Genomic DNA, 24,247 nt, shown 5'->3' on the forward strand with positions numbered 1-24,247 from the left:
ATTTAATACTATATCATATACATATTAAAGGAGGTATAACAATGATTATTGTAATGAAACCAAATGTTATTGAACAAGATATAAAAAACGTAATAAACTTAGTTGAAGACCATGGACTTAAAACACATCTATCAACAGGAGATCAAATAACCATAATAGGTGTTGTTGGTGATAAATCCAAATTATCCAAATGTAATATTGAATTAATGGGCGGCGTTGAAAAGATTGTCCCTGTTACTGAATCCTATAAACTGGCAAATAAAAAATTCAACATGAACTCTTCCATCATCAAGGTAAGAGATGTTGAAATAGGCGGTAACAAATTTGTAATTATGGCTGGACCTTGTGCTATTGAAAATGAGAAACAAATCATCGAAACTGCTCATGCGATTAAAAAATCTGGTGCATCAATTCTTAGAGGAGGTGCTTACAAACCTCGTACATCCCCTTACTCATTCCAAGGATTAGAAGAAGAAGGATTAAAATATATGGCAAAAGCTCGTGAAGAAACAGGGCTTCCAATTGTATGTGAGGTCACCAGTCTAAAATCTGTTGAAACTGCTTATAAATATGTTGATATGTTCCAAATAGGTGCAAGGAATATGCAGAATTTCTACTTACTGAAAGAAATCGGAAAAACCAATACCCCTGTTCTTTTGAAAAGAGGTTTATCTGCAACTATAGATGAATGGTTGAATGCTGCTGAATATATAATGAGTGAAGGAAATAAAAATGTCGTTTTATGTGAAAGAGGTATCAGAACATTTGAGACAGCTACAAGAAACACGCTAGACATTAGTGCTATACCTATTATAAAACATAAAAGCCACTTACCAATAATAGTAGACCCTTGTCATGCTACTGGTAAAAGAGCTTATGTTAATCCTCTATCCAAGGCCTCAGTTGCTGTAGGTGCAGATGGTATTATGGTTGAAGTACACCCTAACCCTGCTGTGGCTTTATCCGACGGTCCTCAATCATTGCCACCTGATGAATTTGAATTATTATGCAATGAGTTAAAACCTTTCTCTAATCTTGTTGGGAAGACTTTGTAATGAATCTAGATAAGATTGGCTTTATCGGACTTGGATTAATAGGTGGTTCTTTAGCTAAAGCTATCAAAGTTCAATATAAAACATGTAAAATAATTGCTTTTGACATTGATACTACTTCACTTGAAACAGCTTTGAATGAAAAGATTATTGACGATTATACTACTGTTATAGATAATAATTTTCAGGATTGTCAAATTATCTTTTTATGTGCACCTGTGGAAAATAATATAGAAGCTTTGAACAAACTGTTACCAATAATAAATAAAGATTGTATTATAACAGATGTTGGAAGTACAAAAGAAAAAATAATTGATGCTGCAATAAGCATGAACTGTGATAATCGTTTTATTGGTGGTCACCCTATGGCTGGATCTGAAAAAAGCGGGATAACAGCTGCTGATAGTCATCTTTTTGAAAATGCCTATTATATATTGACTCCCCTACCTGCTGCATCAGAGGACAAAATAGACCTGTTACAGACAATTATTACTGATATTGGTGCATTACCTATAGTAATAGAACCTTCAAAACATGATTTTATTACAGCTACAATCAGCCATGTACCACATATCATTGCTTCTACACTTGTCAATCTGGTATCTGAACTAGATACCCCTGATAAACATATGCATACACTAGCGGCAGGAGGATTCAAAGATATAACTAGAATAGCATCTTCCTCTCCAGATATGTGGGAGCAAATATGTTCAACCAATAATAAGCAAATAACTAAAGTTATAGATAGATTCCAGCAAGAACTTTCACTAATAAAAGAAAGTATTGCTAAATGCAACAATGAAAATATATACTCATTTTTCTCTTCATCCAGAGATTTTAGAAATACATTTTCAGATAAGAATACAGGTTTTATCATGAAATCATATAAAATTACAGTGGATGTAATAGACAAACCTGGTATTATAGCAGAAATAGCAACTTTATTAAGTAATAACAACATAAATATCAAGAATATAGGAATTAATAATAATAGAGAGCACCAAGAAGGTGTATTGGAAATAGTTTTTTATGACTTGGACAGTCAAAACAGAAGTATAGAAATACTGGTTGGCATGAATTATAGAGTTTATGTCTAAAATACAATAACTACTGGAGGCAAATATGATAATACATCCTGTGAAAAGTATACAAGGTGAAATTAATGTACCTGGGGATAAATCCATTTCCCATAGAGCAATAATGTTAGGCGCTCTATCAAAAGGTATTACAAATATAAAAGGATTTTTAATGGGTGAAGATTGCTTAAGTACTATTCGCTGCTTTAGGGATATGGGAATTGATATAGAAATAAATGATTCCCTAGTCACTGTTAATGGTCGAGGATTACATGGTCTCAAAAAGCCTGAAAACGAATTATATGTAGGTAACAGTGGTACTACACTTAGGTTGATGTCTGGAATCCTTGCTCCACAAGATTTTGATTGTATCATAACTGGAGATGATTCCATTAAAAGCAGACCTATGAAAAGAATAATAGATCCATTAACCAAAATGGGAGCTAACATTGTATCTATTGAAAGTAATAATAAAGCGCCATTAAAAATCATTGGCAGTAAATTGCATAATATAACCCACAACTCCTTTGTTGCTAGTGCACAAGTAAAATCATGTATAATTCTAGCAAGTTTATATACAGAAAATGATACTAAAATAATAGAACCTGTTCTATCTAGAAATCATACTGAAATAATGCTTAATTATTTTGGAGGCAATATAACTACTGAAGGTTCTACAATAACAAGTACACCTGTAAAGGAACTATATGCAAAAGATATAAATATACCTGGAGACATTTCTTCAGCTGCATTTTTCATGGTAGCTTGTTTGATTACTAAAAACTCTCAGCTGGTGATTAAAAATGTTGGGATTAATCCTACAAGAGATGGGATTATCACAGTACTGAAAGCAATGAATGGAGATATATCTTTACTTAATGAAAGAGAGATTAACGGTGAGCTGGTTGCTGATATCAAGGTGAAATCCAGTAAACTGTCTGGAACAGTGATTGATAAAGATATCATCCCTGCTCTGATTGATGAAATCCCAGTAATTGCAGTAGCTGCTTGTTTTGCTGAAGGTAAAACAATCATAAAGGATGCTCAAGAATTGAAAGTAAAAGAATCTAATCGTATAGAGACTATGGTAACTGAATTAAGTAAGATGGGTGCTGATATCATAGGGACTGATGATGGTATGATAATATCTCATTCCCCTAATCTTAGAGGTGCAACAGTTAAAAGCTATAATGACCACCGGGTAGCTATGTCTTTAGCTATTGCAGGTCTTGTTGCAGAAGGAAAAACAGATATAAATGAAAGTGAATGTATTGATATATCCTTCCCCGGATTTTACAATTCATTACAAAATATAAGTGATTTATAAGTTTTTTTTAAAAAACTATTGGAATTACTCTTATTTTGTATTATTATATAATGTAAAGCTAATATGTTAATTTCAAACTGGAGGTAATCTTATGATTAAGACAACAATTGTTGGATTTGGTGATAGTATTTCAAATGGTTATGGCGTCAATAAAGCCCATAGTTTCATTAATAGGCTTGAAAAGTATATACCTAGCTACTATCCTTCAATATATTGGAATATTGTTAATTCTAGTAAGAACGGTGTTACCACTAGAGAAGCATCTCAAACTATTGAAACTTCTGTATTGGTTCATCAACCAAATATGGTTTTCGTACAATTCGGCACTAATGATTGTGCTAATAACAATAAATATAGACCACTAGAAGAATTTGAAAATAATTTAACTAATATAATTAATAGAATCATTGAACATAACAATAGGACCGGTTTAAATAATTGTATGCCCATTCCTATTATGATTACTCCCCCTCCAGTTAATGAAGAAATTTCAAAACCATTACGTAATAATTCACGTATGAATCAATACGTACATATAATTAAAACCTTATCCAAAGATTATAATTGTCCGCTTATTGATTTTTACAATAAATTACTTAGTCAAGATAATTATGAGAGATTCATTTCAGATGATGGAGTACATTTGAATGAAACTGGATATGATTTATTATTTGATACGGTTTTTGCAGAATTTACTAAATATATCAATTTTCAAGGAGTTTTAAAAGAAAGAACTATCGGTAAAATAGATTAAATAAAAAAGTTACTATGAAAATAGTAACTTATTTTTTAAATTAAATATGTATACCCGGATATGCCGTTTCCTGAATTTTGATCCCTAACTCACGTTAGGTGGGTGTCCGCACCAGAGCTTTTGTCTTCCCCGCCATAATGAGGGCTTGACATCCACTTTGAAATATAGAACTCCCGAATTGCTAATGTAGGTTCAAAATAGCAGGATTATCGTACATCCCAGGAAATATCTAACTTTGCTGTGAACTCATTATACTATATATCAAGAAATTTTGCAAGATAATTAGTGTAAATAATTATGGTTTTTTTTGTTTATTTTGTCTATAAATGATAGGGTAAATTTTATTTTTTTGTTTCTTATATAATACAAGTACATTATAATAACCATTTCTTTGTCACGATATTATTATATGCATTGTTGCTTATACAAATACAATCAAATTTTACCTATTAATATATTTTAATATCCTATTTATTAAAAGGGCATTAATTATGCTTTTCAAGTCAATTTGTAATTGCTTTTCAGAATTAAATATTGTATTATATTAAACTGTGAGGAAAATTTTTCATTTAATTTTTTAAAATTATAAAAGGAGATTTACATATGTCTAATTGTCTTATTGCTCAATCGGGTGGTCCAACGTCCGTAATAAACGCCTCTTTAAGCGGTGTTATAGATTCAGCCATAGAAAGCCCTAATATACATACTGTATATGGCGCTATAAATGGTATTCAAGGAGTTTTAAATCATAATATAATCAATTTAACATCCATATTTGCACCCTCAAAAAGCAAATTGGAAGTATTGAAGACTACTCCTTCAATGTTTTTGGGTTCATGTAGATATAAGCTACCTGATTTTACTGAAGATGAAACAGAATATAAATTGATCTTCGATATATTTGAACGCAAAAAAATTGAATATTTCTTTTATATTGGCGGTAATGATTCTATGGATACTGTCCTAAAATTATCAAAATACGCTAAAATCAAAAATAAGAATGTTAAGATTATTGGAATACCAAAAACTATAGATAACGATTTATTTGGAACTGACCATACTCCTGGCTTTGGTTCAGCAGCTAAGTTTGTAGCTACTACAATGCTTGAAATATCTTATGATACATACATCTATGATATCCCTAGTGTCACTATCGTTGAAATAATGGGACGAAATGCTGGTTGGCTGACGGCATCTGCTGCACTTGCTAGAAATGAATATAATTCATCTCCAGATTTGATCTATCTACCTGAAGTACCTTTTTCTATCTATGATTTCTTAAGTAATCTAAAACGTATTCAAAAGACTAAAAAGAATATAATTGTTGCAGTTTCAGAAGGTATCAAGGATAAAGATGGAAATTATATTTCAGCATCTGAAAATGCACTTGATGATTCTTTTGGACATGCCAAGTTAAGCGGTACAGGAAAAACTCTGGAACACATAGTAAGTAAATCTTTGGGCTGCAAGGTTAGATCAATAGAACTTAACGTATTGCAAAGAAGTGCAATGCACAGTGCATCATTACAAGACATCAATGAAGCTTGTGAGGTTGGAAATAAGGCTGTTGAATACGCTGTAGATGGTTATACTGGACAAATGGTATCCATAATTAGAACAAGTCATAATCCATATAAATATCAGATTGATTGTGTGGATATAGAAAAAGTTGCCAACAAGGAGAAATTAATCCCTACTGAATGGATACATGCTGAGAATGGTGACATTACAAATGAACTTATAGAATATATATCACCATTGACATTCGGTCAACCAAATATACAATATAAGAACGGACTTCCTGTGTATTTGGATATCAGACATTTAATATCCAATAATTAAAAGCAACAATTAATATCTACAATACAAGAAAAGAAGTAACGCTTCTTCCGTAGGAACTTTTCTAATATATACAAAAAGCTGTCCCAATAACCTTAAATATGTTGGGACAGCTTTTCTATTTGCTAATATTATAGATAGTATATTATAACTCTTTTGATACTTCTAATATATTGTTTTTAATCATTTTTAATTGTTCTTTGACCTTATCCATGATATTAGATTCAACCAGCTTCTTGTTCTTGACCAGAATCTTTCCATCAACTATCACAGTATCTACATTACTTGGATTAGAAGAATACACTAAAACAGAATAATAATCATATAATGGCTGCATATTTATGGAATCAGTCTCAAAAAGTACTAAATCAGCTTTTTTACCGATTTCAATAGAACCTATTTCATTATCCATATTAAGGACTCTTGCCCCACCGATTGTAGCCATTTCCAAGATCTCACTGGCAGGAAATAAACTTCTGTCTTTATTATGTAGTTTATGTATCTTTCCTACTAATGACATCTGTGTTACAATATCCAACGTGTTTCCACTCATTGGTCCATCTGTCCCAAGTCCAAGCTTCATACCTTTTTGATACATTTTTGTGATTGGAGCGACTCCTTTTGCTCCTTTGGAATTAGCGCCTACATTATGACTAATACCTACTTTTCTTTTTTCTAATATATCTATATCTTTGTCCGATACCAAGATTGAATGTGCAGATATGAACCTTTCACTAAGAATACCAATACTGTCTAAATATTGTACTGGTGTCATATCATATTCTTCTAAACATTGATCATACTCATAGCCCATCTCTGCCACATGCATCATTAGTGGAACATCATATTTTTCTGATAATTTATTAGCCAACTGTAAGTGGTGTTTATCATTGGTATATGGCGCATGAGGTGCTACAGCTGGAATTATCAGATTATCATCTTTCCATTTCTCTATAAACCATTCACAATAATCAAGACCACCATAAGGCTCTTCTGAATCCGGCGAACTAAAATTAATAATAGTCTCTCCTAATACCCCTCTGACACCAAGTTCTTTAGCTGCTCTTGCAACTTCATCCTCAAAGAAATACATATCAGTGAATGTAGTTACACCCCCTAGTAGCATTTCTATTATGCCATACTTAGCTCCCAGATAAACCAATTCTTTATTAACCAGTTTTTTCTCCAATGGAAATATATATCTTTTCAATCTATCAGGCACATCATCTCCAAGACTTCTAAATACCACCATAGAGGCATGTGTATGTGTATTTATCATACCTGGTATTAGAATGCCATTTTTCCCGTCTATAATGTTATCAGATGGATATTTGGATAACAAATCCTCATTACCCATATCATGAATCAGATTATCTTTTAATACTACTACACCCTTCTCAATAATGTCTTTATCAGCATTCATGGTAAGAATATTAACATTTTTTATAATTGATTCTGCCATATTATCATACTCCCTTCATTTGCTTGTTACATATAATTTAAGTTAATAAAATAAATCTACTATTTCTTGTTTAACAACATCTATCAATCCTCTATCTGATATTTTTAAGCTTGGACTAACTGGAAGAGATAATGTACTGAAAGACATAATTCTATTATCATGTTCATAACCTAAAATTCCCATCTTTTCACTTACGCTCTTAACTTTCCCTGCTAATATATCTATTCTTTCCTCTGATATAATACCACCTACTGAAAGCTCTACACCTGCAAGGACTTTTCCATCTTTGACAACACAATATCCTCCTCCGTTTTCGATTATCCAATTTACTGCTATAGTCATATCTTCTGGATTTTTTCCCATTACCATTAGATTATGGTGATCATGTGCGTAAGTAGTAGCTATCGCCCCTTCTTTTATTACACTCCCACCAACTAATCCATAAGCTTTATTATTATTCTTGCCATATCTTTCAAAAACAGTAATTAAGCAATATGGTGAAGATTGCCACTGCAGTTTTCCATCCTTTACTTCCAGTGTGTTTTTTTCTTCTATTGTAAAAGTAGTATGAGGTGTTACCTTCATTGTTCTACAGTCAATTCTACCCTTCTCTATTGGTGCTGACACCTGAAAATCTGATTGGGATACATAGTCCAATTTTACACTTTTATAAAACTCTGGCGGAAATCCTATTTCACTTTCTTTATATTGTTGTTCTCCATCATATTCAAGCTTCCCATTTTTATATACCTTATCTATTTCAAAATTATTAATATCACTGAGCAAGATAAAATCTGCTATCTTTCCTGGGGCAATACTACCTCTGTCATGTAAAAGCATTCTTCTTGCAGGAGTATAAGTACTAACATATATTGCCATTTCTATAGGCATACCCATCTGAATTGCCTTTCTTACTAATAAGTTCAAATGTCCATCCATTAGCCTATCAGCCATGACATCATCTGTAACCAAACAAAAATGTTCATAAAGATTATTCTCTACCAGATACTTAATATTTTCTTGTGTCATTGATTTGTGTTGAATTTCCAAGAACATTCCATTTTCTATTTTTTCTTTTATTGAAGAAGGCGTTTGCTGGGTATGGTCTGCATCTACTCCTTGATAAATGAATTTTGCTAAATCTAGACCTGTTATTTTAGGGCAGTGACCTTCTATCTTCAGATTAGGTCTTTCATCTTTGATCTTTTTGATTATTCTATTAATCAATGATTCATCATCATTAATCAGACCTTTAAAATTCATTACTTCTCCTAAGCAGCAGATTTCTCTTATCTTAATTAGCTCTGATACATCTTCAACCTCTATACTTCCTCCTGTTGTTTCAAATAGTTTAGTTGTTGAAGGAACTGAACTTGGGATAGAATATAATATATCTACAACATTATTTTTTGTACTTTTTAACATGGCTAATATTCCTTCAATACCAAAAACATTAGCTATCTCATGAGGGTCAGCAACTACTGTGGTAACTCCATGGGGAATAACCGCCTGAGAAAATTGAAAAGGTGTAGTCATAGAACTTTCTATATGCATATGAATATCAATCAAACCTGGAATCATATACTTGCCATTACCATCAATGACTTCTTTTGGAATGAAATCCTGATTATGGTCTTCTCCTGTTTTACTAATGTATAAAAACTTTTGATTAAGTACTGCTACATCTCCATGTATAATTTTTTTAATATATGCATTATATACTTGTACGTTTTTAATTAATAAATCTATTTCCATAGTTATACTCCTATCTTTTTCTAATCATGTAAAGTTACCTATAATACAATAGCGCAATACATACATATGTTGATATCTTCTATCAACTTAAGTATATATTACGCTCATAATAACTTATACCAACAACTTAGAATCTATTATTGATTTAATGTTCTATTCCACTTATCAATCCATTGTGTTTTCATTTGATTAACAAATTTATGATCTACTGTATTGGAGTTTCCTACAATTTCTCCATAAGTCAAGTTTGCTGCTTCTTCATCTGTTAATTCTACTTCAGTGTTTACTGGTGATTCACCTAATGCTTTTGCAGTTCTAGTTTGAACTTCAGTGCTTAATGCATAGTTGATAAACTTAATAGCTAACTCTTTATTCTTAGAACTTTTAACAATATTGATAGTATTAAAGTTTATGAATGCACCTTCTTCTGGATCAACAAATACTACATCTGGTGCTCCTGCTTTTACTCTTGGATATGCAAAATCAGCAGTAATTGCAACTTCTATTTCATTGTTAGCAAACATATTGGCTAAATCAGATGACTTAGTATAAGTTTTAACTAAATTAGGTTTTAATTCTTCCAATGCTTTAAATGCTTCTTCTCCATTATCAGAAGTAATATCCACACCTTTACTATTTGATGCTATATACATTGTTGCAGGTCCGAATGTAGTTGTTATCTCAGGAATAGAAATTTTTCCTTTTAACTCACTCTTCCATAAATCATTCCATGATTTTATTTCAAATCCAACCTTATTAGGATCATATGCTATAGCTGCACGATTTAAAGTATAAGCTGGACCATATCCTGCTTCAACTAGATATTTTGCTTTTTCATCAATCTTTTTTGCATTGTCAATTTTACTATAATCAAGTTCATCAAATAAACCTGCTTCAATACCTTCTTGTGCGAAAGCTTCTGCAAGATATATAATATCTATGTTGCTATCTGGATTAGTTTTTAATTTTGTTAATCTCTCTGAATTATTACCTGTTTCCAAAACTATCTTTACATTATTTGCTTCTTCAAAAGGAGTAAATACATTTTCCCAAAGTAAATCTTCACTATAACCCCATGTAGAGATTACTAATTCAGTTGGGCTCTCATCTTTTGGTTGACTATCTCCATCTTTTGCTTTATCAGTTGCTCCACATCCTGTAACACTTACTAATAATATCATTAATGCTAAAATAATTGATATCTTTTTCATTGTTGACCTCCATAATTTTTATTTTTTTACTCTCTAAATCAAAGAGTATTTATTTAATATGTAGAGTTTAATTATCTACAGTATTGCACACTTTTCAATCATTCTATACTAATACCAATTTATTTGCAGGTAAGTATAGTTTGATTTCATTACCTTGATTATATATTTTTTCATTATTGGCATTAACCAGTATAGTTCCTACTTCAGTATTAATGGAATACTGATACTCTTTTCCAAGATATGTTCTAACATCAACAATACCCTCTAATATATTGTTTTCTGCTTCACTCTCATTGTCTATTATCTTAATATTATCTGGTCTGATTGTCCCAACCAGCTTTTCCTTTATTTTAGTATCCTTATCATTAATATCGGTAATGAACTTTGCGCCAGATTTTGATTGATATATATTATCTCCAATTTTATCTAACTCTATGAAATTTTCAAATCCTACAAATCTTGCTACAAATTCGCTTGATGGGTTTGTATATATTTCTTCAGGTGTATCATATTGTTCTATAAGTCCACCATTCATAACCGCAACCTTATCTGAAATTGAGAAACATTCTTCTTGGTCATGGGTTACAAAAATTGTAGTGATTCCTAACTTCTGCTGGAGTTTTCTGATTTCTGCTCTCATCTTTAATCTTAATTTTGCGTCCAGATTACTAAGAGGTTCATCCAATAATAATAATTTTGGTTTAATCACCAAAGCTCTAGCTAATGCCACCCTTTGTCTCTGTCCACCTGACAATTCCTTGGGATATCTTGAATTATACCCTTTTAAATCAACAACTTCCAAGATCTCTTCTACAGCCTTTTTTATATCCTTCTTATCTACTTTTTGCATTTTCAATCCAAAAGCCACATTATCAAATACTGTGAGATGAGGAAACAATGCATAGCTCTGAAATACTAATCCAAAATTTCTTTTATGAACAGGTATATATGTATAATCCTCTTTTTCACATATAAACTGACCATTCTTAGGTTGAATAAAACCTGCAACCACTCTTAAAGTAGTAGTTTTACCACAGCCACTTGGTCCTAATAATGAAACTAATTTACCTTCTTCAATATCAATATTCAATTTTTTTAATATATCTACTTTACCATCGTATGAAACAGTAATATCTTTTAAATTAATAAATGACATATTGTACCTCCATTCTTATTTAGAAAAATAGCTTAGTCCTAAGGTTCTCTCAACAATAAACATAATCCCAATGGTCATAATCATCAATGTAACAGATAATGCTGAGATTGTTGGATCATAATAGTATTCTACATAACTCATCATTTTTATTGGTAATGTACTTACACCTGGACCTGTTAAAAATATTGATATAGGTACATTATTAAATGAATTTATGAATGCCAGCATAAAAGCTGCAATAACCCCTGATGTTATATTAGGAAATACAACCAAAAAGAATGTTTTCAGTCTACTTGCTCCCAAGCTGACTGCAGCTTCTTCTATGGAATAATCAAAACCTTCTAAACTAGAAGCAACCACCCTAATGATGTACGGTAATATTATTATGATGTGACCTATCAATAAGCTTGTATAAATAGGTAATTTCCATTTTATAATAATAAAATTAAAGATTGAAAAACCAAAAACTATTCCTGGAACAATAATTGAAGAGAAAAATATATTTTTAATAAGTCCTTTCCCTTTAAAATCAAATCTACTCATTGCATATGCAGCAGGAACGCCTATAATCAGTGCAATTATTGTTGCTATAACTGCTACCTGAATACTAATGGAAAAAGTCTTCATGAACATATCTGATGTAAAGATATTCACGAACCATTTTAAACTAAATCCTTTTGGCGGGAACGCAATAACTTCATCCGGTCCAAAAGCTGTCATTATTATAATAACTACTGGTGCGAATATAAATAAATATACACAAACAGTGAAAAATGTTAGCCCTTTATTGTGCTTCATATTAAACACCCCTTTCATTTAATCTGCTAGCCAGTTTATTTATTACTCCTATAACGGTCAAAGTAGTAACAATCATAACAGTAGCTACCACAGATGCTCCAGTCCAATCTCCAAGAGTCATAGCTCTCTGATAAACAAGGGTTGATAATACTATATTAGTATTCCCTCCTAAAAGTTGAGGTGTTGTATACGCAGTGAATGCACCAGTAAATACAAGTACACAACCTACTATAAGTCCAGGTACACTAAGTGGGAAAATAACTTTGAAAAATGCTTTAATCCTATTGGCTCCTAAGCTCTCTGCAGCTTCTAATAAATCGTTTTCAATATTTTCCATAACACCCACTAATGATACAACCATCAATGGCAGAAACAAGTAAACCGTACCAATTATGATTGCAGATTCTGTATATAAAAGTTTTAATGGCTTATCTATGATATTAAGATTCATCAATAGCTTATTGATAACTCCGTTTGAACCTAAAATAGTCATCCAAGCAAAAGAACGAACAACCGAATTAGTTAGAAGGGGGAAAACTGTACAAGCAATAAATATACCCCTAACACTTTTCTTGGTTCTTGATATGTAATATGCCACAGGCATTCCTAGAATCATACACACCAATGATGTAATAAGTGCGATTCTAAGTGTTCTATTAAATATCTTTATATAATACCCATCCTTCAAAAATTCAATATACCTTGCAAAACTATAACCTTCTTCGCCAATAAATGTAGATCCTATTGTATATATTAATGGAATAAATAGAAATACAATTATTAAAGTTAACCCTGGTATTAATAAAGTATAAAACCACTTCTTCTTCATGAAATCTTCCTTTCTAGTCTTAATAAAGTAATATACTATAAAAGATATTTTTATTATGCTTAATTATATCGTTATATATTCAGATAGGAATAATAGTATATTCTAAAATGATATTCGTTTTTTGTACTTCTCCGAACATTTATTCCAAAAACAGGATTAAAGTTCGCTACGACGAAATACAGTATATCATGTAGAATTATGTAAGTCAATTATTAATACTACTAATTTTACATATCAGCATTATTTTTCAAGTATACTTTTTTCAATTTTCCTCAATTTTTTCTATAAAAATTCAAAATAATAATTTAAAATTGTTTAAATTCCATTTTATTTATTGTATAATTTTTATAACAAACAAAATTTTATACACAAATAAGGTTCTTGAGGTTATTTATTTATCTTTTTTTAATTTGGGAGGGTATTATTATGAAAACTAACAAAAAATCAACGCTATTCAGTTTTGATGGTAAACCATCTTTAAAAGATGTTGCACCATTAGGACTACAGCATGTTGTTGCAATGATCGTAGGCTGCGTTACCCCAGCCCTTATTGTCGCAAGTGTTGCACAACTTAATCCTAGTGATAAAGTTTTATTAGTTCAAGCTTCATTATTTTTTTCTGGAATAGCTACATTAATTCAAATTTTCCCTATAGGTGGGGTTATCGGCTCAAGACTACCTATAATTATGGGAGTAAGTTTTGCATATGTACCTACATTAACAGCTATAGCTGGTGAATTTAATATAGCTACATTATTTGGTTCACAAATAGCAGGTGGTTTAGTTGCAATATTATTCGGTATTTTTCTTAAAAAACTATCCTATCTGTTTCCGCCTATTGTTACAGGTACAGTTATACTCTCAATAGGTTTATCTCTTTACCCTGTTGCTATCAAATATATAGCTGGTGGTGCTGGTTCACCTGATTTTGGTTCTCCTCAGAACTGGATAGTTGCAATGATAACTCTTGGTGTTGTAATATATTTTAATCATTTCACTAAAGGAACTTTAAAACTTGCCTCTATTCTAATAGGTATGATTGTGGGATATGTAATTTCTATATTCCTGGGAATAGTATCTTTTGATGCTGTTCGGGAAGCAAGCCTATTTCAAGCTCCTAGGTTTATGCATTTTGGTATCAATTTCAATACTACAGCAATCGTATCTATGGTTATTATGTATGTTGTGAACTCTGTTCAAGCTATCGGTGACTTATCTGCTACAACAGGTGGTGGTATGGACAGACTTCCTACTGATAAAGAACTATCTCACGGAATTATAGGTTTTGGTTTTACTGGAATCATATCTGCTTTCTTTGGATGTATGCCAACTGCAACCTATAGTCAAAATGTTGGTATAGTCACTATAACCAAAGTTATAAATAAATGGATATTTATTTTTGCATCTTTTATTGTTATTTTAACAGGACTTATTCCAAAATTTGCTTCTATACTTACGACAATTCCTCAATGTGTTCTTGGTGGCGCTACTATATCAGTTTTTGCTATAATAACAATGACAGGAATCAAAATGATAGCTGCTGGCAATCTCAACAAGAGGAATTCTGCAGTTGTTGGACTTTCTGTTGCTTTAGGTATGGGAATCGTACAAGTTCCTAATTCACTTGCTCTATTTCCATCATGGTTTATTTCAATATTTGGTAAATCCTCTGTTGTTGTAACTACACTAGTTGCTATACTTTTAAACCTTTTACTTCCACAGGATAACGCTAAAGATCGTTAACTTAAGATTTAAAAAAGCTGTTGTACCAGTAAGATTTTACTGATACAACAGCCTTTTTAAAATGCAAAACCATAAAATTAATTACACTTTTCTAAATTACCAATTGATAAATCACTTATGGAAGTGATAGTTACATTTCTTAACTCTTTTTGATCTTTAAGATTATAATAGAAAGAGTCTACTTCATTGTTGTTATCATCTAAAACTATTTTGATTTTAGGTCTACAACATGCTTCTTCATAATTTTCTACTACGATACCTTTGTATCTATTACTAAGCTCCACACAAGTCCCAACTGGAAAAGGTGCTACTTTCTTAACAAAATTCTGAATCAGATTAACATCAAACATAATACCTCCATTAGCCATTATATACTCTATAGCTTCAGAAGGCAGTAAAGCTTTCCTATATGGTCTAGTTGACGTTAAAGCATCATATACATCAGCTATACCAATAATCCTACCAAATAATGAAATATCGTCTTTTGCTCTATTAGAAGGATATCCAGTTCCATCATATTTTTCATGATGTTGTAAAACACCAATATATGAAGAAAGAGGTATCTCAAATGTCTCTTTCAAATAATTATATCCATATTCCGAATGTTTTTGTATATGCTTATATTCTTCTTTAGTCAATTTTCCATTTTTATTAAGAATTTTACTGTCAACAAACATTTTTCCAATATCATGTAATATAGCCCCAAGTCCAAGATTATATAGTTTTTCTTTGTTCAGTCCAATAGAAGTCCCGAGCACTATGGATAACACAGCAACATTAACGCAGTGATAAAATGTATAGTCATCAAACATCTTCAGGTCGATAAGATTAACTATTGTGTCTTGGTTCTCAAGTATCTGATCCACTATATCAGTAACTAGAGACTTTGTCTCATTTATGTTATTCATTTTTTTACTGGATTTTTTGTCATTTTCAGCCTCTATAAATACATTCTTTATGGTGTTGACTGTATTCCTTCTTAATTCATCACTAATTATATCTTTGACTTCTATATCAGAAGAAATATAATCTTCAACATAGATTCCTTGATACCCCATTTTATATATTTTATCGATATATGACTTCTGAACAACACTGCCTTTGCTTAGTAATAATTGATTATTTCTATCAAATAAACTCTTACCTACATACATACCTTCCATTAAACCATTAACAGGTACAAATCTCATTTATTATGTCACCCCTACTTTGAAGTATACACCCTTAGCTTATAAATTGTATCAACTTTAGTTTATTTATATCTATTTATATCCATAATATCTATTATTGCATAAACTCAAATAATTTGAATAGTTAAAATGGACTATATAGATTATAACACAATATTGTTTTATCCAATAGTCAATTTAGTAATTTTTTAATTATATATGGTAATAAATTTTTTTACGACTAGCATTTTTATTTAATAATTCAATAACTTAAGAATTGTTTAAAAGGAATGATTTTATAATATTCTTACCTTATATTCAACCACTTCATATATTCCTTTTATCTATTAATAATAGTTATTATATGACTTATAAATTATATATATATTTCACTTGCGCAAATGATTTAAAATAATATATAATGGTAATCTAAGGAAACAAACTGCTATATAAATATAATAATTATAAAAAATGGGGTAATATTGGTGAATGATATAAATAAATATAAAAAAATAAAAAATGTTGCTTTATCTGGTATTCTAGGTAATATATTTCTATTGGTAATCAAACTCATAATTGGCTTTATATCTAAGAGTCAAGCTATGATTGCAGACGGACTTAACAGCGCAGGAGATGTTTTTGCTTCTACCATAACATTTGTAGGTAATAAAATCTCTTCTACACCTGGAGATGATGAACACCCATATGGTCATGGAAAAGCTGAATATATTTTTTCAATGATAATTAGTTTTTCATTGTTCTTTGTTTCATTTTCAATCTTCAAGATGTCCATTGATTCTTTAATCAACAAACAAGAATTTGAATATTCACCTTGGCTCATATATATAGCTCTAGCTTCTATAGTAATTAAATTAGTTCTATTCATCTACTCAATCAACATCGGTAGAAAATATAACAGTCTATTGGCTATAGCTAATGCCCAAGATCATAGAAATGATATTTTCTTATCATCTCTGACCTTACTTAGTGTTATTCTTGGTCATTACAATATTTATTTTGTTGATGGAGTTGTAGGTATATTGATTTCCTTATGGATAGCATATACGGGAGTATCTATTTTCAATCAATCATATTCCGTTTTGATGGATACTAACATTGATTCAAAAGTAAAACAAGAAATGGAAAAACAGATAATGTCAATAGAAGGACTTGACCATGTAGATAATATCAATTCCAAACCAATAGGTCTTAATTTTATACTGATTGTAAAAATATCTGTTGATGCTAATATGACAGTATACGAAGGACACTCCATATCAGCACAGATAAAAAAATCACTTATGGAATTTGATCATATAGAAGATGTTGTTGTACACGTGAATCCTGCTCAATATCACAGATAAAATCTCCTATATGACGCATCCTTTTTTTATCATAATATTAACATTTGAATTAATATCATAGTTACATCTATTGTCTGTTTGAATAACAAAATCATGAAAGCCCGTTTTTATATTATACATATAAACGCTTCCTTTGTTGAATTTATTAGTGATAACACCACTTATAGTATTATTTTCTGTATCTGTAATGGTTATATCTTCAGGTCTAACCAGAATGGTTTTAGTTTTATTTAGTGATTTTTCCTCTAAATCATTTTTAACTTTTCTTGGTAGATAATTTTTAATTGTATCATATGAAATTAAATTGGATTTACCAACAAACCCTGCAACAAAAACATCTTTTGGTCTATCATATATTTCACTAGGCTCACCTATTTGAAGTAATCTACCCTTATTCATTATAGCAATCCTATCCGAGATTCTCATTGCTTCTTCTTGGTCATGGGTTACATGAACCATAGTGAGTTTAGTAAGTTTCTGAATCCGTTTTAATTCATCTTGCATTTTTTCTCTTAACTTTGCATCTAAGTTTGAAAATGGTTCATCCAGTAATAATATATCAGGTTTCATAATCAATCCTCTAGCCACAGCAGCTCTTTGCTGTTCTCCCCCACTTAATTCATGAGGATACTTCTTTTCTTTTCCACTCAGACCCACTAATTCAAGTTTTTCTAATACCTCTTTTTTTATAATAGATTTCTTTACTTTCCTTATTTGTAAAGGATAAGCCACATTTTTATAGATATTCATATGTGGCCAAAGTGCATAATTCTGAAAAACTAAACCTATATTTCTTTTTTCAGGTGGTATAAATGTTCTTTCAGAGGCAGAAAATATAGTTCTACCATTGAGACTGATATCCCCGCTATCAGGTTTTTCTAGTCCAGCGATAGAATACAGTAATGTACTCTTTCCGCAACCACTAGAACCTAGAATACTTAATAATTCTCCTGTATGAATATCTAGACTTACCTCTTTTAGAGCATTGATCTCACCATATTTTTTACTGATATCATTAAGTTTTGCAGTTATCATTTACTTCGTCTCCTAACCTTTTTAATTATTAGATTTCCAATTAAACTCATGATTATGATTACTACTGCTAGAGTAGATGTCATCTCAAGTCCGTAAGAATTGGATTGTAATGTAAACAGCATGACACCCAAAGTTTCAGTTCCACTACTATATAATAATAGAGAGATTGGAATTTCTCTTAATGCTATCAAAAAACATAATATCCAAGCTGAAGTCATTCCGGGTGCTATCAATGGTATTATTATATTTTTTAATGTACTAAGTATACTTGCCCCAGACATTCTAGAGGCTTTTATCAAGCTCTTATCTATGTTTTCAATTATACCGCTCATATTTTTAACTGCAATTGGTATGAATAATGCAATATATGTAATAATTATAATCCATTTTGTTCCATATAATTTTAATGGCTTATTTATAAAGCTTAACGTAGCTGCTACTGCTAATACGATATTTGGGAAAGCTATGGGCCATGTAACAATAATCATGAATGAACTGGTCAATTTGTTTTTATTGATATAGAACAAATATAATACAAGGCATCCAATTATAACCGCAGCTGTTGCACCTACTATCCCATATACCATACTATTTATGAATGATTTATTAGTATAGGGATTAGTAAACAAAGTAACATAATTGTTGATAGTCAAATTCTTCAATTGTATTTTCAAGCCCCATCGTTTGAGAAAAGATGTTATAACAATACTTGCCAAAGGTATGCCTGTTACACAAATACAAAATGCTATTGCAAAGAAATTAACTATTCTACTACGCTTTCCTAATTTTATCAGCTTAGGATTCCTGAATTTCTTATTGGTACTGCTTGCATATTTCCTTTTACTTATAATCTTTGAGTTAATGATGTATATACAAGCTGATATTATTATTAGTATTACAGATAATACTGTAGCATTTACTAACTCTAGATGAGATAGGTAACTGAATATTTTAGTAGTGACTACATCTTTTCCTATAGGTAAACATAGAGCAGCCGGAACTCCAAAGTTAGCCATTGAACGACTGAATATTAAAATTCCTATAGATAAGATGCTAGGGATTATCATAGGAAATGTTATAGTTCTCATTATCCTTCTTCTATCTGCCCCACAGACAAAAGCTGCATCTTCATAATCCATTGAATACGCTTCTAAAGCATTAGAAATAGACATAAAAGCCAAAGGATACAAATGGATTGATAAAACAAAGATAACAGATATAATTGAATATGGGAAAAAATTATAATCATAGTCGAATAAAAATTTCAGCAATCTGCTCAAGTAACCATTCTTAGAAAAAATCTCTATCCATGAAATACTGAGAATATATGAAGGAATCATAAAACCTATTAGAGCAAATAACTTAACGAATTTCTTGTGCCGAAAATCAGTTCTTACAACTAACCAAGCTAAGCTTCCACCAAATAGTATAGAAAAAAAAGTAACGCCAATACCTATGATCAATGTATTGAATAAACTTATATATGTTGATTTATCTTTAAACAAAGAAATAAAAACACTTATGTCAAAACTCTTTATCAATAGATTCAGCAATGGATATATTATGATAATAAATATTATTATACATAACATTACATACATCACAGTTTCTTTTAAAAACTGTGATGTATTCTTCATACCATTAGTTGCCCATGATTTCTTTGACTCCATCTCTAAGTGTACTTTCGTTTTCATAAGCGAACCTCCAGTCAATCTCCTTAGTTACTAACTCAGCAGGAATTCCTTGTGGTAATGAAACATCTTCTCTTACACTTACAAATCCCATTCCTACAGTAATGTTTTGAACTTTTTTAGATACTAGGAAATCAACAAATTTTTCAGCTATTTCTTGATTCTTACTTGGTCTTGATTCATCCTTAATAATTGCTACTGGTCTTTGAATTCTTAAAGCTCCTTCAGATGGCCAGCTGATCTCTATTGGAGTCTTATACTCCTCTTTCTTTGCTTTTTTCTTCAATCTTAGAACAGAATCATGTGGAGCTATTCCTGTATCAAATTCCCCTTCTTGAATCTTAGAAGGAACTTGACCATTAGATTTTGCAAAGAATAGTTTATTATCCTTCAACGCTTTTATGTAATCCCAATTATTGCCGCTCATTTGATACAGACCTGAAGTAATTGCTAGTGCAGTTGAAGAATAATTGGCATTAGCCATTACAACGCTACCAGCATATTCTTCCTTCTTAAGGTCTTCAAAGGATTTTGGTATTTTATCGCCTTTTAAATTATCTTTGTTATAGGCTATAACAGCATATCTTTCATTAACTATTGTGTAGTAATTATCCCCTACTTTGTATTCTTCTTTTAAATTATCATACTCCTTAGGACTATATTGTGCTAAATTACCTTCGTCTTGAAGAGCATAGTATAACAGTGGATCAGAACCCCATACAACATCTGCTTGAATTTGCCCAGCCTGTTTCTCAGTCCATACTTTCTGTCTAAGAGGACCACAACCTAATATTACTAAATCCAAAACGTCACCATTTACAGTCTCGAATTCACTTTCTATCTTGTTTAACATTTGTTCTGGACCAGATAAATATACAGTTATCTTACCTTCTTTGCCATGATATTTACCTTTATCCTCTTCATTCTCATTATTACTGTCCTCTGTTTCTTTACTTTCATCTTTTGCCTTAGTTCCATCTTCCTGTGCATTTCCTGCTTCTGGATTTTGTGAGACAACATTTTCTTCATTGTCTTTTGAACACCCTACAAGCATTAATGATATTATCAAAATGCAACTCATAATAATAGTAATTTTATTTTTCACCTTAATTACCCTCCTAAATTTTAATCTGATAATGACTATCAATTTCGATTAAAGTATAGTACAACTACATATATATGTCAAGACAAACTTGGAATTTATTTCTATATTTAAGAGGGATTTGTCATTAATAAGATTTTCTATCACATAGAAAAAGCACTCTTACGAGTGCCAATTCTATTATATAATCTGTAGTTTTCCATCAATGTAATCAATGACTATATTACTGCCTTCGGAAACATTTCCTGATATAATTGCCCTGCCAATCATTGTTTCCACATTCCTTTGCAGGTATCTTTTCAAAGGTCTGGCTCCATATATAGGGTCATAACCTTCTTCAACGATATGTCTCTTTGCTTTATCCGTTATCTCAATCCCTAGTCTTCTATCAGCAAGTCTTTTTCCAATCTCATCAATCAACAGATCGACTATAGCTATCAAGTCTTCCTTGGTAAGGGGTTTGTATAATACTATTTCATCTACTCTATTCAAAAATTCAGGTCTAAAATATTTATTGAGTGAACTAGTAACATTATTTCTTGCTTGTTCACTTATCTCACCTATAGAATTGATACCTTCCAATAAATACTCTGAACCTATATTGGAGGTCATGATGATAATTGTATTCTTAAAATCTACTGTCCTACCTTGCGAATCAGTAATTCGTCCATCATCAAGTATTTGAAGAAGAATGTTGAATACATCTGGATGAGCCTTCTCAATCTCATCTAATAGTACTACAGAATAAGGTTTCCTACGAACAGCTTCCGTCAACTGTCCACCTTCTTCATAACCTACATAACCTGGTGGTGCTCCAATAAGTCTTGATACTGAGAATTTTTCCATATACTCACTCATATCTATTCTAACAATGTTATCTTCAGTATCAAATAGTACCTCAGCTACAGCTTTTGCCAGCTCTGTTTTTCCTACACCAGTTGGTCCAAGGAATATAAAAGAACCTATTGGTCTCTTAGGGTCTTTTATCCCTGCTCTGGATCTGATAATAGCATCTGTAACTCTTTGTATGGCTTCATCCTGCCCAATAACTCTTCTATGAAGAATATCACTAAGCTTCAACAATTTTTCTCTTTCACCTGAAACCAATTTACTAAGTGGTATACCTGTCCATCGAGATATTATCTCAGCTATTTCTTCTTCGGAAACTTTTTGTCTTAACAAAGAATTATCATTTTTATTAGTTTCTATATTTCTTTGTTCTTCCTCTAGCTTGGCTTTCAGTTCTGGCAAACGTCCATATTTCAACATTGCAGCTTTATTAAGATCATATTCTCTCTCAGCTTTTTCAATTTCTCTTCCTACTTTTTCTAACTCTTCTTTTAGGTTTTGCACTTTCTCAATATTCTGTTTCTCATTTTCCCACTGAACTTTCATAGTATTGTATATGTCTTTATGTTCTGCCAATTCTTTTTGTATCCTTGACAATCTGCTTTTACTCATGTCGTCTTTTTCTTTAATCAATGCGGCTTCTTCTATTTCCAGTTGTATTATTTTCCTAGATACTTCATCGAGTTCTGTTGGCATTGAATCCATTTCTGTTCTTATCATAGCACATGCTTCATCAACTAAGTCAATAGCTTTATCAGGAAGAAAACGGTCTGTTATATATCTATTAGATAACACAGCTGCAGATACCAAAGCAGTATCTTGTATCTTCACACCATGAAATACTTCATACCTTTCACTTAATCCTCTTAAGATAGATATAGTATCTTCAACAGTAGGTTCATCTACCATAACTGGCTGGAATCTTCTCTCTAGAGCAGAATCTTTTTCTATATACTTTCTATATTCATCCAAGGTGGTAGCACCTATACAATGCAATTCACCTCTAGCTAACATAGGTTTCAACATATTCCCTGCATCCATTGCTCCTTCTGTCTTACCAGCACCAACAATTGTATGAAGTTCATCAATAAATAATATTACCTTGCCATCACTATCTTTTACTTCCTTTAAAACTGCCTTGAATCTTTCTTCAAACTCACCTCTATATTTAGCCCCTGCTACTAATGCCCCTAAATCTAGTGATATGATCTTTTTATCTTTGATTCCTTCAGGCACATCTCCCTTTACAATCCTATGAGCCAATCCTTCGGCAATTGCTGTTTTCCCAACACCAGGTTCCCCTATTAAAACAGGGTTATTCTTTGTCTTCCTAGATAGAATCCTTATGGCATGACGAATCTCACCATCTCTACCTATTACAGGGTCCAACTTGTTTTGTCTTGCTTCTTCAACCAAATCATGTCCATATCTTGTTAAAGCCTCATAAGTATTCTCTGGATTATCAGATACCACTCTCTGATTACCTCTTATTGCCTTAAGTACATTTAATACTGCGTTCTTAGTTATATCATACTTGTTAAGTAAAGTTACCACATAATCCTTTTTACTAAGCACAAAAAAAGATACAAACAAATGTTCAACAGATACAAATTGATCTCCAAGCTTCTCAGCTTCTTTTAATGCAGCAACAAAAATCTTATCCGTTGATGTACTAATATATATTTTACCAGCTTCTCTACCTGGACCAGATACTTTAGGCATCTTATTGACATAATCATCAAGTTCTATAGTCATACCATTAATATCTTTACCCATCTTATCTAAGATCCTAGGTATCAAACCATTTTCTTGTTTTAATAACGATAACAGCAAATGCTCAGGTGCTATTTCAATATTACCATTACCAACCGCAATTGTTTCAGCATTCTTGACAGCTTCCAAACTCTTCTGAGTGAATTTATTCAAATCCATACTTTTCACCTCTAACTATAATTATTATTTTTTATAATACGTACCAAATGAAAGTGTTCTAATCGCGCAGACCGACCGCTTCTCAGGGTAAGGCAAGTAATTA

Annotated in this window: 18 protein-coding genes and 1 other RNA gene; 7 read left to right on the forward strand and 12 right to left on the reverse strand. The window is 31.4% G+C overall.

The window, feature by feature from the left end; genetic code table 11:
• Window positions 1-41 precede the first annotated feature (41 nt).
• The 4 genes from aroF (at window position 42) to HYG85_RS00550 (ending at window position 4,209) form a co-directional block, all read left to right on the forward strand.
• Window positions 42-1,055, forward strand: coding sequence for a 3-deoxy-7-phosphoheptulonate synthase (gene aroF, locus HYG85_RS00535; RefSeq protein WP_212691854.1), 1,014 nt, complete (start codon window positions 42-44; stop codon window positions 1,053-1,055).
• Window positions 1,055-2,149 carry a prephenate dehydrogenase gene (locus HYG85_RS00540; RefSeq protein ID WP_212691855.1) on the forward strand — a complete coding sequence of 365 codons (1,095 nt, stop codon included), beginning with the start codon at window positions 1,055-1,057 and terminating at the stop codon, window positions 2,147-2,149. The genes aroF and HYG85_RS00540 overlap by 1 nt, the downstream gene beginning before the upstream one ends.
• 25 nt (window positions 2,150-2,174) lie before the next feature.
• On the forward strand, window positions 2,175-3,455 hold the full coding sequence (gene aroA / locus HYG85_RS00545) for a 3-phosphoshikimate 1-carboxyvinyltransferase (protein ID WP_212691856.1): 1,281 nt from the start codon (window positions 2,175-2,177) through the stop codon (window positions 3,453-3,455).
• Window positions 3,456-3,546: 91 nt separating this feature from the next.
• Window positions 3,547-4,209, forward strand: coding sequence for an SGNH/GDSL hydrolase family protein (locus HYG85_RS00550; RefSeq protein WP_212691857.1), 663 nt, complete (start codon window positions 3,547-3,549; stop codon window positions 4,207-4,209).
• Window positions 4,210-4,256: 47 nt separating this feature from the next.
• Here HYG85_RS00550 and ssrS read toward each other — a convergent pair.
• Window positions 4,257-4,437, reverse strand: a non-coding RNA gene (gene ssrS / locus HYG85_RS00555) — 6S RNA.
• A 375-nt stretch (window positions 4,438-4,812) separates the two neighbouring features.
• Here ssrS and HYG85_RS00560 point away from each other — a divergent pair.
• Complete coding sequence (locus tag HYG85_RS00560; RefSeq protein ID WP_113674689.1) at window positions 4,813-6,051, forward strand: 6-phosphofructokinase; 1,239 nt, start codon at window positions 4,813-4,815, stop codon at window positions 6,049-6,051.
• A gap of 142 nt (window positions 6,052-6,193) precedes the next feature.
• Here the strand turns inward: HYG85_RS00560 and HYG85_RS00565 are convergent, their stop codons facing one another.
• From HYG85_RS00565 to HYG85_RS00590, 6 genes are all read right to left on the reverse strand, one after another.
• On the reverse strand, window positions 6,194-7,510 hold the full coding sequence (locus tag HYG85_RS00565) for an amidohydrolase (RefSeq protein WP_212691858.1): 1,317 nt from the start codon (window positions 7,508-7,510) through the stop codon (window positions 6,194-6,196).
• A 42-nt stretch (window positions 7,511-7,552) separates the two neighbouring features.
• Window positions 7,553-9,265 (reverse strand): adenine deaminase, encoded by a 1,713-nt coding sequence (locus HYG85_RS00570; protein ID WP_212691859.1) that lies wholly within the window; start codon window positions 9,263-9,265, stop codon window positions 7,553-7,555.
• Between the two features lie 137 nt (window positions 9,266-9,402).
• Complete coding sequence (locus HYG85_RS00575; RefSeq protein ID WP_212691860.1) at window positions 9,403-10,476, reverse strand: ABC transporter substrate-binding protein; 1,074 nt, start codon at window positions 10,474-10,476, stop codon at window positions 9,403-9,405.
• 103 nt (window positions 10,477-10,579) lie between these two features.
• Window positions 10,580-11,632 carry an ABC transporter ATP-binding protein gene (locus tag HYG85_RS00580; RefSeq protein WP_212691861.1) on the reverse strand — a complete coding sequence of 351 codons (1,053 nt, stop codon included), beginning with the start codon at window positions 11,630-11,632 and terminating at the stop codon, window positions 10,580-10,582.
• Window positions 11,633-11,647: 15 nt separating this feature from the next.
• Entirely contained in the window at window positions 11,648-12,430 is a 783-nt protein-coding gene (locus tag HYG85_RS00585) for an ABC transporter permease (RefSeq protein WP_113674684.1), read from the reverse strand.
• Window position 12,431: 1 nt separating this feature from the next.
• Window positions 12,432-13,259 (reverse strand): ABC transporter permease, encoded by an 828-nt coding sequence (locus tag HYG85_RS00590; RefSeq protein WP_113674683.1) that lies wholly within the window; start codon window positions 13,257-13,259, stop codon window positions 12,432-12,434.
• A gap of 426 nt (window positions 13,260-13,685) precedes the next feature.
• Here HYG85_RS00590 and HYG85_RS00595 point away from each other — a divergent pair, with 426 nt between their 5' ends.
• Window positions 13,686-15,002, forward strand: a complete 1,317-nt coding sequence (locus HYG85_RS00595) for a uracil-xanthine permease family protein (protein ID WP_212691862.1) — start codon at window positions 13,686-13,688, stop codon at window positions 15,000-15,002.
• Between the two features lie 77 nt (window positions 15,003-15,079).
• Here the strand turns inward: HYG85_RS00595 and HYG85_RS00600 are convergent, their stop codons facing one another.
• The gene (locus tag HYG85_RS00600) at window positions 15,080-16,192 is read right to left on the reverse strand and encodes an HD-GYP domain-containing protein (RefSeq protein WP_212691863.1); all 1,113 of its coding nucleotides are present in this window, start codon (window positions 16,190-16,192) and stop codon (window positions 15,080-15,082) included.
• Window positions 16,193-16,656: 464 nt separating this feature from the next.
• On the opposite strand from HYG85_RS00600, the gene HYG85_RS00605 reads away from it, so the two are divergent.
• Window positions 16,657-17,535 (forward strand): cation diffusion facilitator family transporter, encoded by an 879-nt coding sequence (locus HYG85_RS00605; protein WP_242986507.1) that lies wholly within the window; start codon window positions 16,657-16,659, stop codon window positions 17,533-17,535.
• Between the two features lie 6 nt (window positions 17,536-17,541).
• Here the strand turns inward: HYG85_RS00605 and HYG85_RS00610 are convergent, their stop codons facing one another.
• The 4 genes from HYG85_RS00610 to clpB all read right to left on the reverse strand — a co-directional run bounded on the left by HYG85_RS00610 (window position 17,542) and on the right by clpB (window position 24,144).
• Window positions 17,542-18,570 (reverse strand): ABC transporter ATP-binding protein, encoded by a 1,029-nt coding sequence (locus HYG85_RS00610; RefSeq protein ID WP_212691864.1) that lies wholly within the window; start codon window positions 18,568-18,570, stop codon window positions 17,542-17,544.
• On the reverse strand, window positions 18,567-20,264 hold the full coding sequence (locus HYG85_RS00615; protein WP_212691865.1) for an ABC transporter permease: 1,698 nt from the start codon (window positions 20,262-20,264) through the stop codon (window positions 18,567-18,569). The genes HYG85_RS00610 and HYG85_RS00615 overlap by 4 nt, the downstream gene beginning before the upstream one ends.
• Complete coding sequence (locus HYG85_RS00620; protein ID WP_212691866.1) at window positions 20,212-21,366, reverse strand: extracellular solute-binding protein; 1,155 nt, start codon at window positions 21,364-21,366, stop codon at window positions 20,212-20,214. Before HYG85_RS00620 ends, HYG85_RS00615 begins: the two co-directional genes overlap by 53 nt.
• 177 nt (window positions 21,367-21,543) lie before the next feature.
• Window positions 21,544-24,144 carry an ATP-dependent chaperone ClpB gene (gene clpB / locus HYG85_RS00625; RefSeq protein ID WP_212691867.1) on the reverse strand — a complete coding sequence of 867 codons (2,601 nt, stop codon included), beginning with the start codon at window positions 24,142-24,144 and terminating at the stop codon, window positions 21,544-21,546.
• Window positions 24,145-24,247: the final 103 nt, after the last annotated feature.

This window comes from Vallitalea guaymasensis, from assembly GCF_018141425.1.
GTDB lineage: Bacteria > Bacillota > Clostridia > Lachnospirales > Vallitaleaceae > Vallitalea > Vallitalea guaymasensis.

Coding starts and splice junctions, on each gene's coding strand:
- aroF (WP_212691854.1), top strand. CDS start 42: ATGATTATTGTAATGAAACCAAATGTTATTGAACAAGATATAAAAAAC.
- HYG85_RS00540 (WP_212691855.1), top strand. CDS start 1,055: ATGAATCTAGATAAGATTGGCTTTATCGGACTTGGATTAATAGGTGGT.
- aroA (WP_212691856.1), top strand. CDS start 2,175: ATGATAATACATCCTGTGAAAAGTATACAAGGTGAAATTAATGTACCT.
- HYG85_RS00550 (WP_212691857.1), top strand. CDS start 3,547: ATGATTAAGACAACAATTGTTGGATTTGGTGATAGTATTTCAAATGGT.
- HYG85_RS00560 (WP_113674689.1), top strand. CDS start 4,813: ATGTCTAATTGTCTTATTGCTCAATCGGGTGGTCCAACGTCCGTAATA.
- HYG85_RS00565 (WP_212691858.1), bottom strand. CDS start 7,510: ATGGCAGAATCAATTATAAAAAATGTTAATATTCTTACCATGAATGCT.
- HYG85_RS00570 (WP_212691859.1), bottom strand. CDS start 9,265: ATGGAAATAGATTTATTAATTAAAAACGTACAAGTATATAATGCATAT.
- HYG85_RS00575 (WP_212691860.1), bottom strand. CDS start 10,476: ATGAAAAAGATATCAATTATTTTAGCATTAATGATATTATTAGTAAGT.
- HYG85_RS00580 (WP_212691861.1), bottom strand. CDS start 11,632: ATGTCATTTATTAATTTAAAAGATATTACTGTTTCATACGATGGTAAA.
- HYG85_RS00585 (WP_113674684.1), bottom strand. CDS start 12,430: ATGAAGCACAATAAAGGGCTAACATTTTTCACTGTTTGTGTATATTTA.
- HYG85_RS00590 (WP_113674683.1), bottom strand. CDS start 13,259: ATGAAGAAGAAGTGGTTTTATACTTTATTAATACCAGGGTTAACTTTA.
- HYG85_RS00595 (WP_212691862.1), top strand. CDS start 13,686: ATGAAAACTAACAAAAAATCAACGCTATTCAGTTTTGATGGTAAACCA.
- HYG85_RS00600 (WP_212691863.1), bottom strand. CDS start 16,192: ATGAGATTTGTACCTGTTAATGGTTTAATGGAAGGTATGTATGTAGGT.
- HYG85_RS00610 (WP_212691864.1), bottom strand. CDS start 18,570: ATGATAACTGCAAAACTTAATGATATCAGTAAAAAATATGGTGAGATC.
- HYG85_RS00615 (WP_212691865.1), bottom strand. CDS start 20,264: ATGAAAACGAAAGTACACTTAGAGATGGAGTCAAAGAAATCATGGGCA.
- clpB (WP_212691867.1), bottom strand. CDS start 24,144: ATGGATTTGAATAAATTCACTCAGAAGAGTTTGGAAGCTGTCAAGAAT.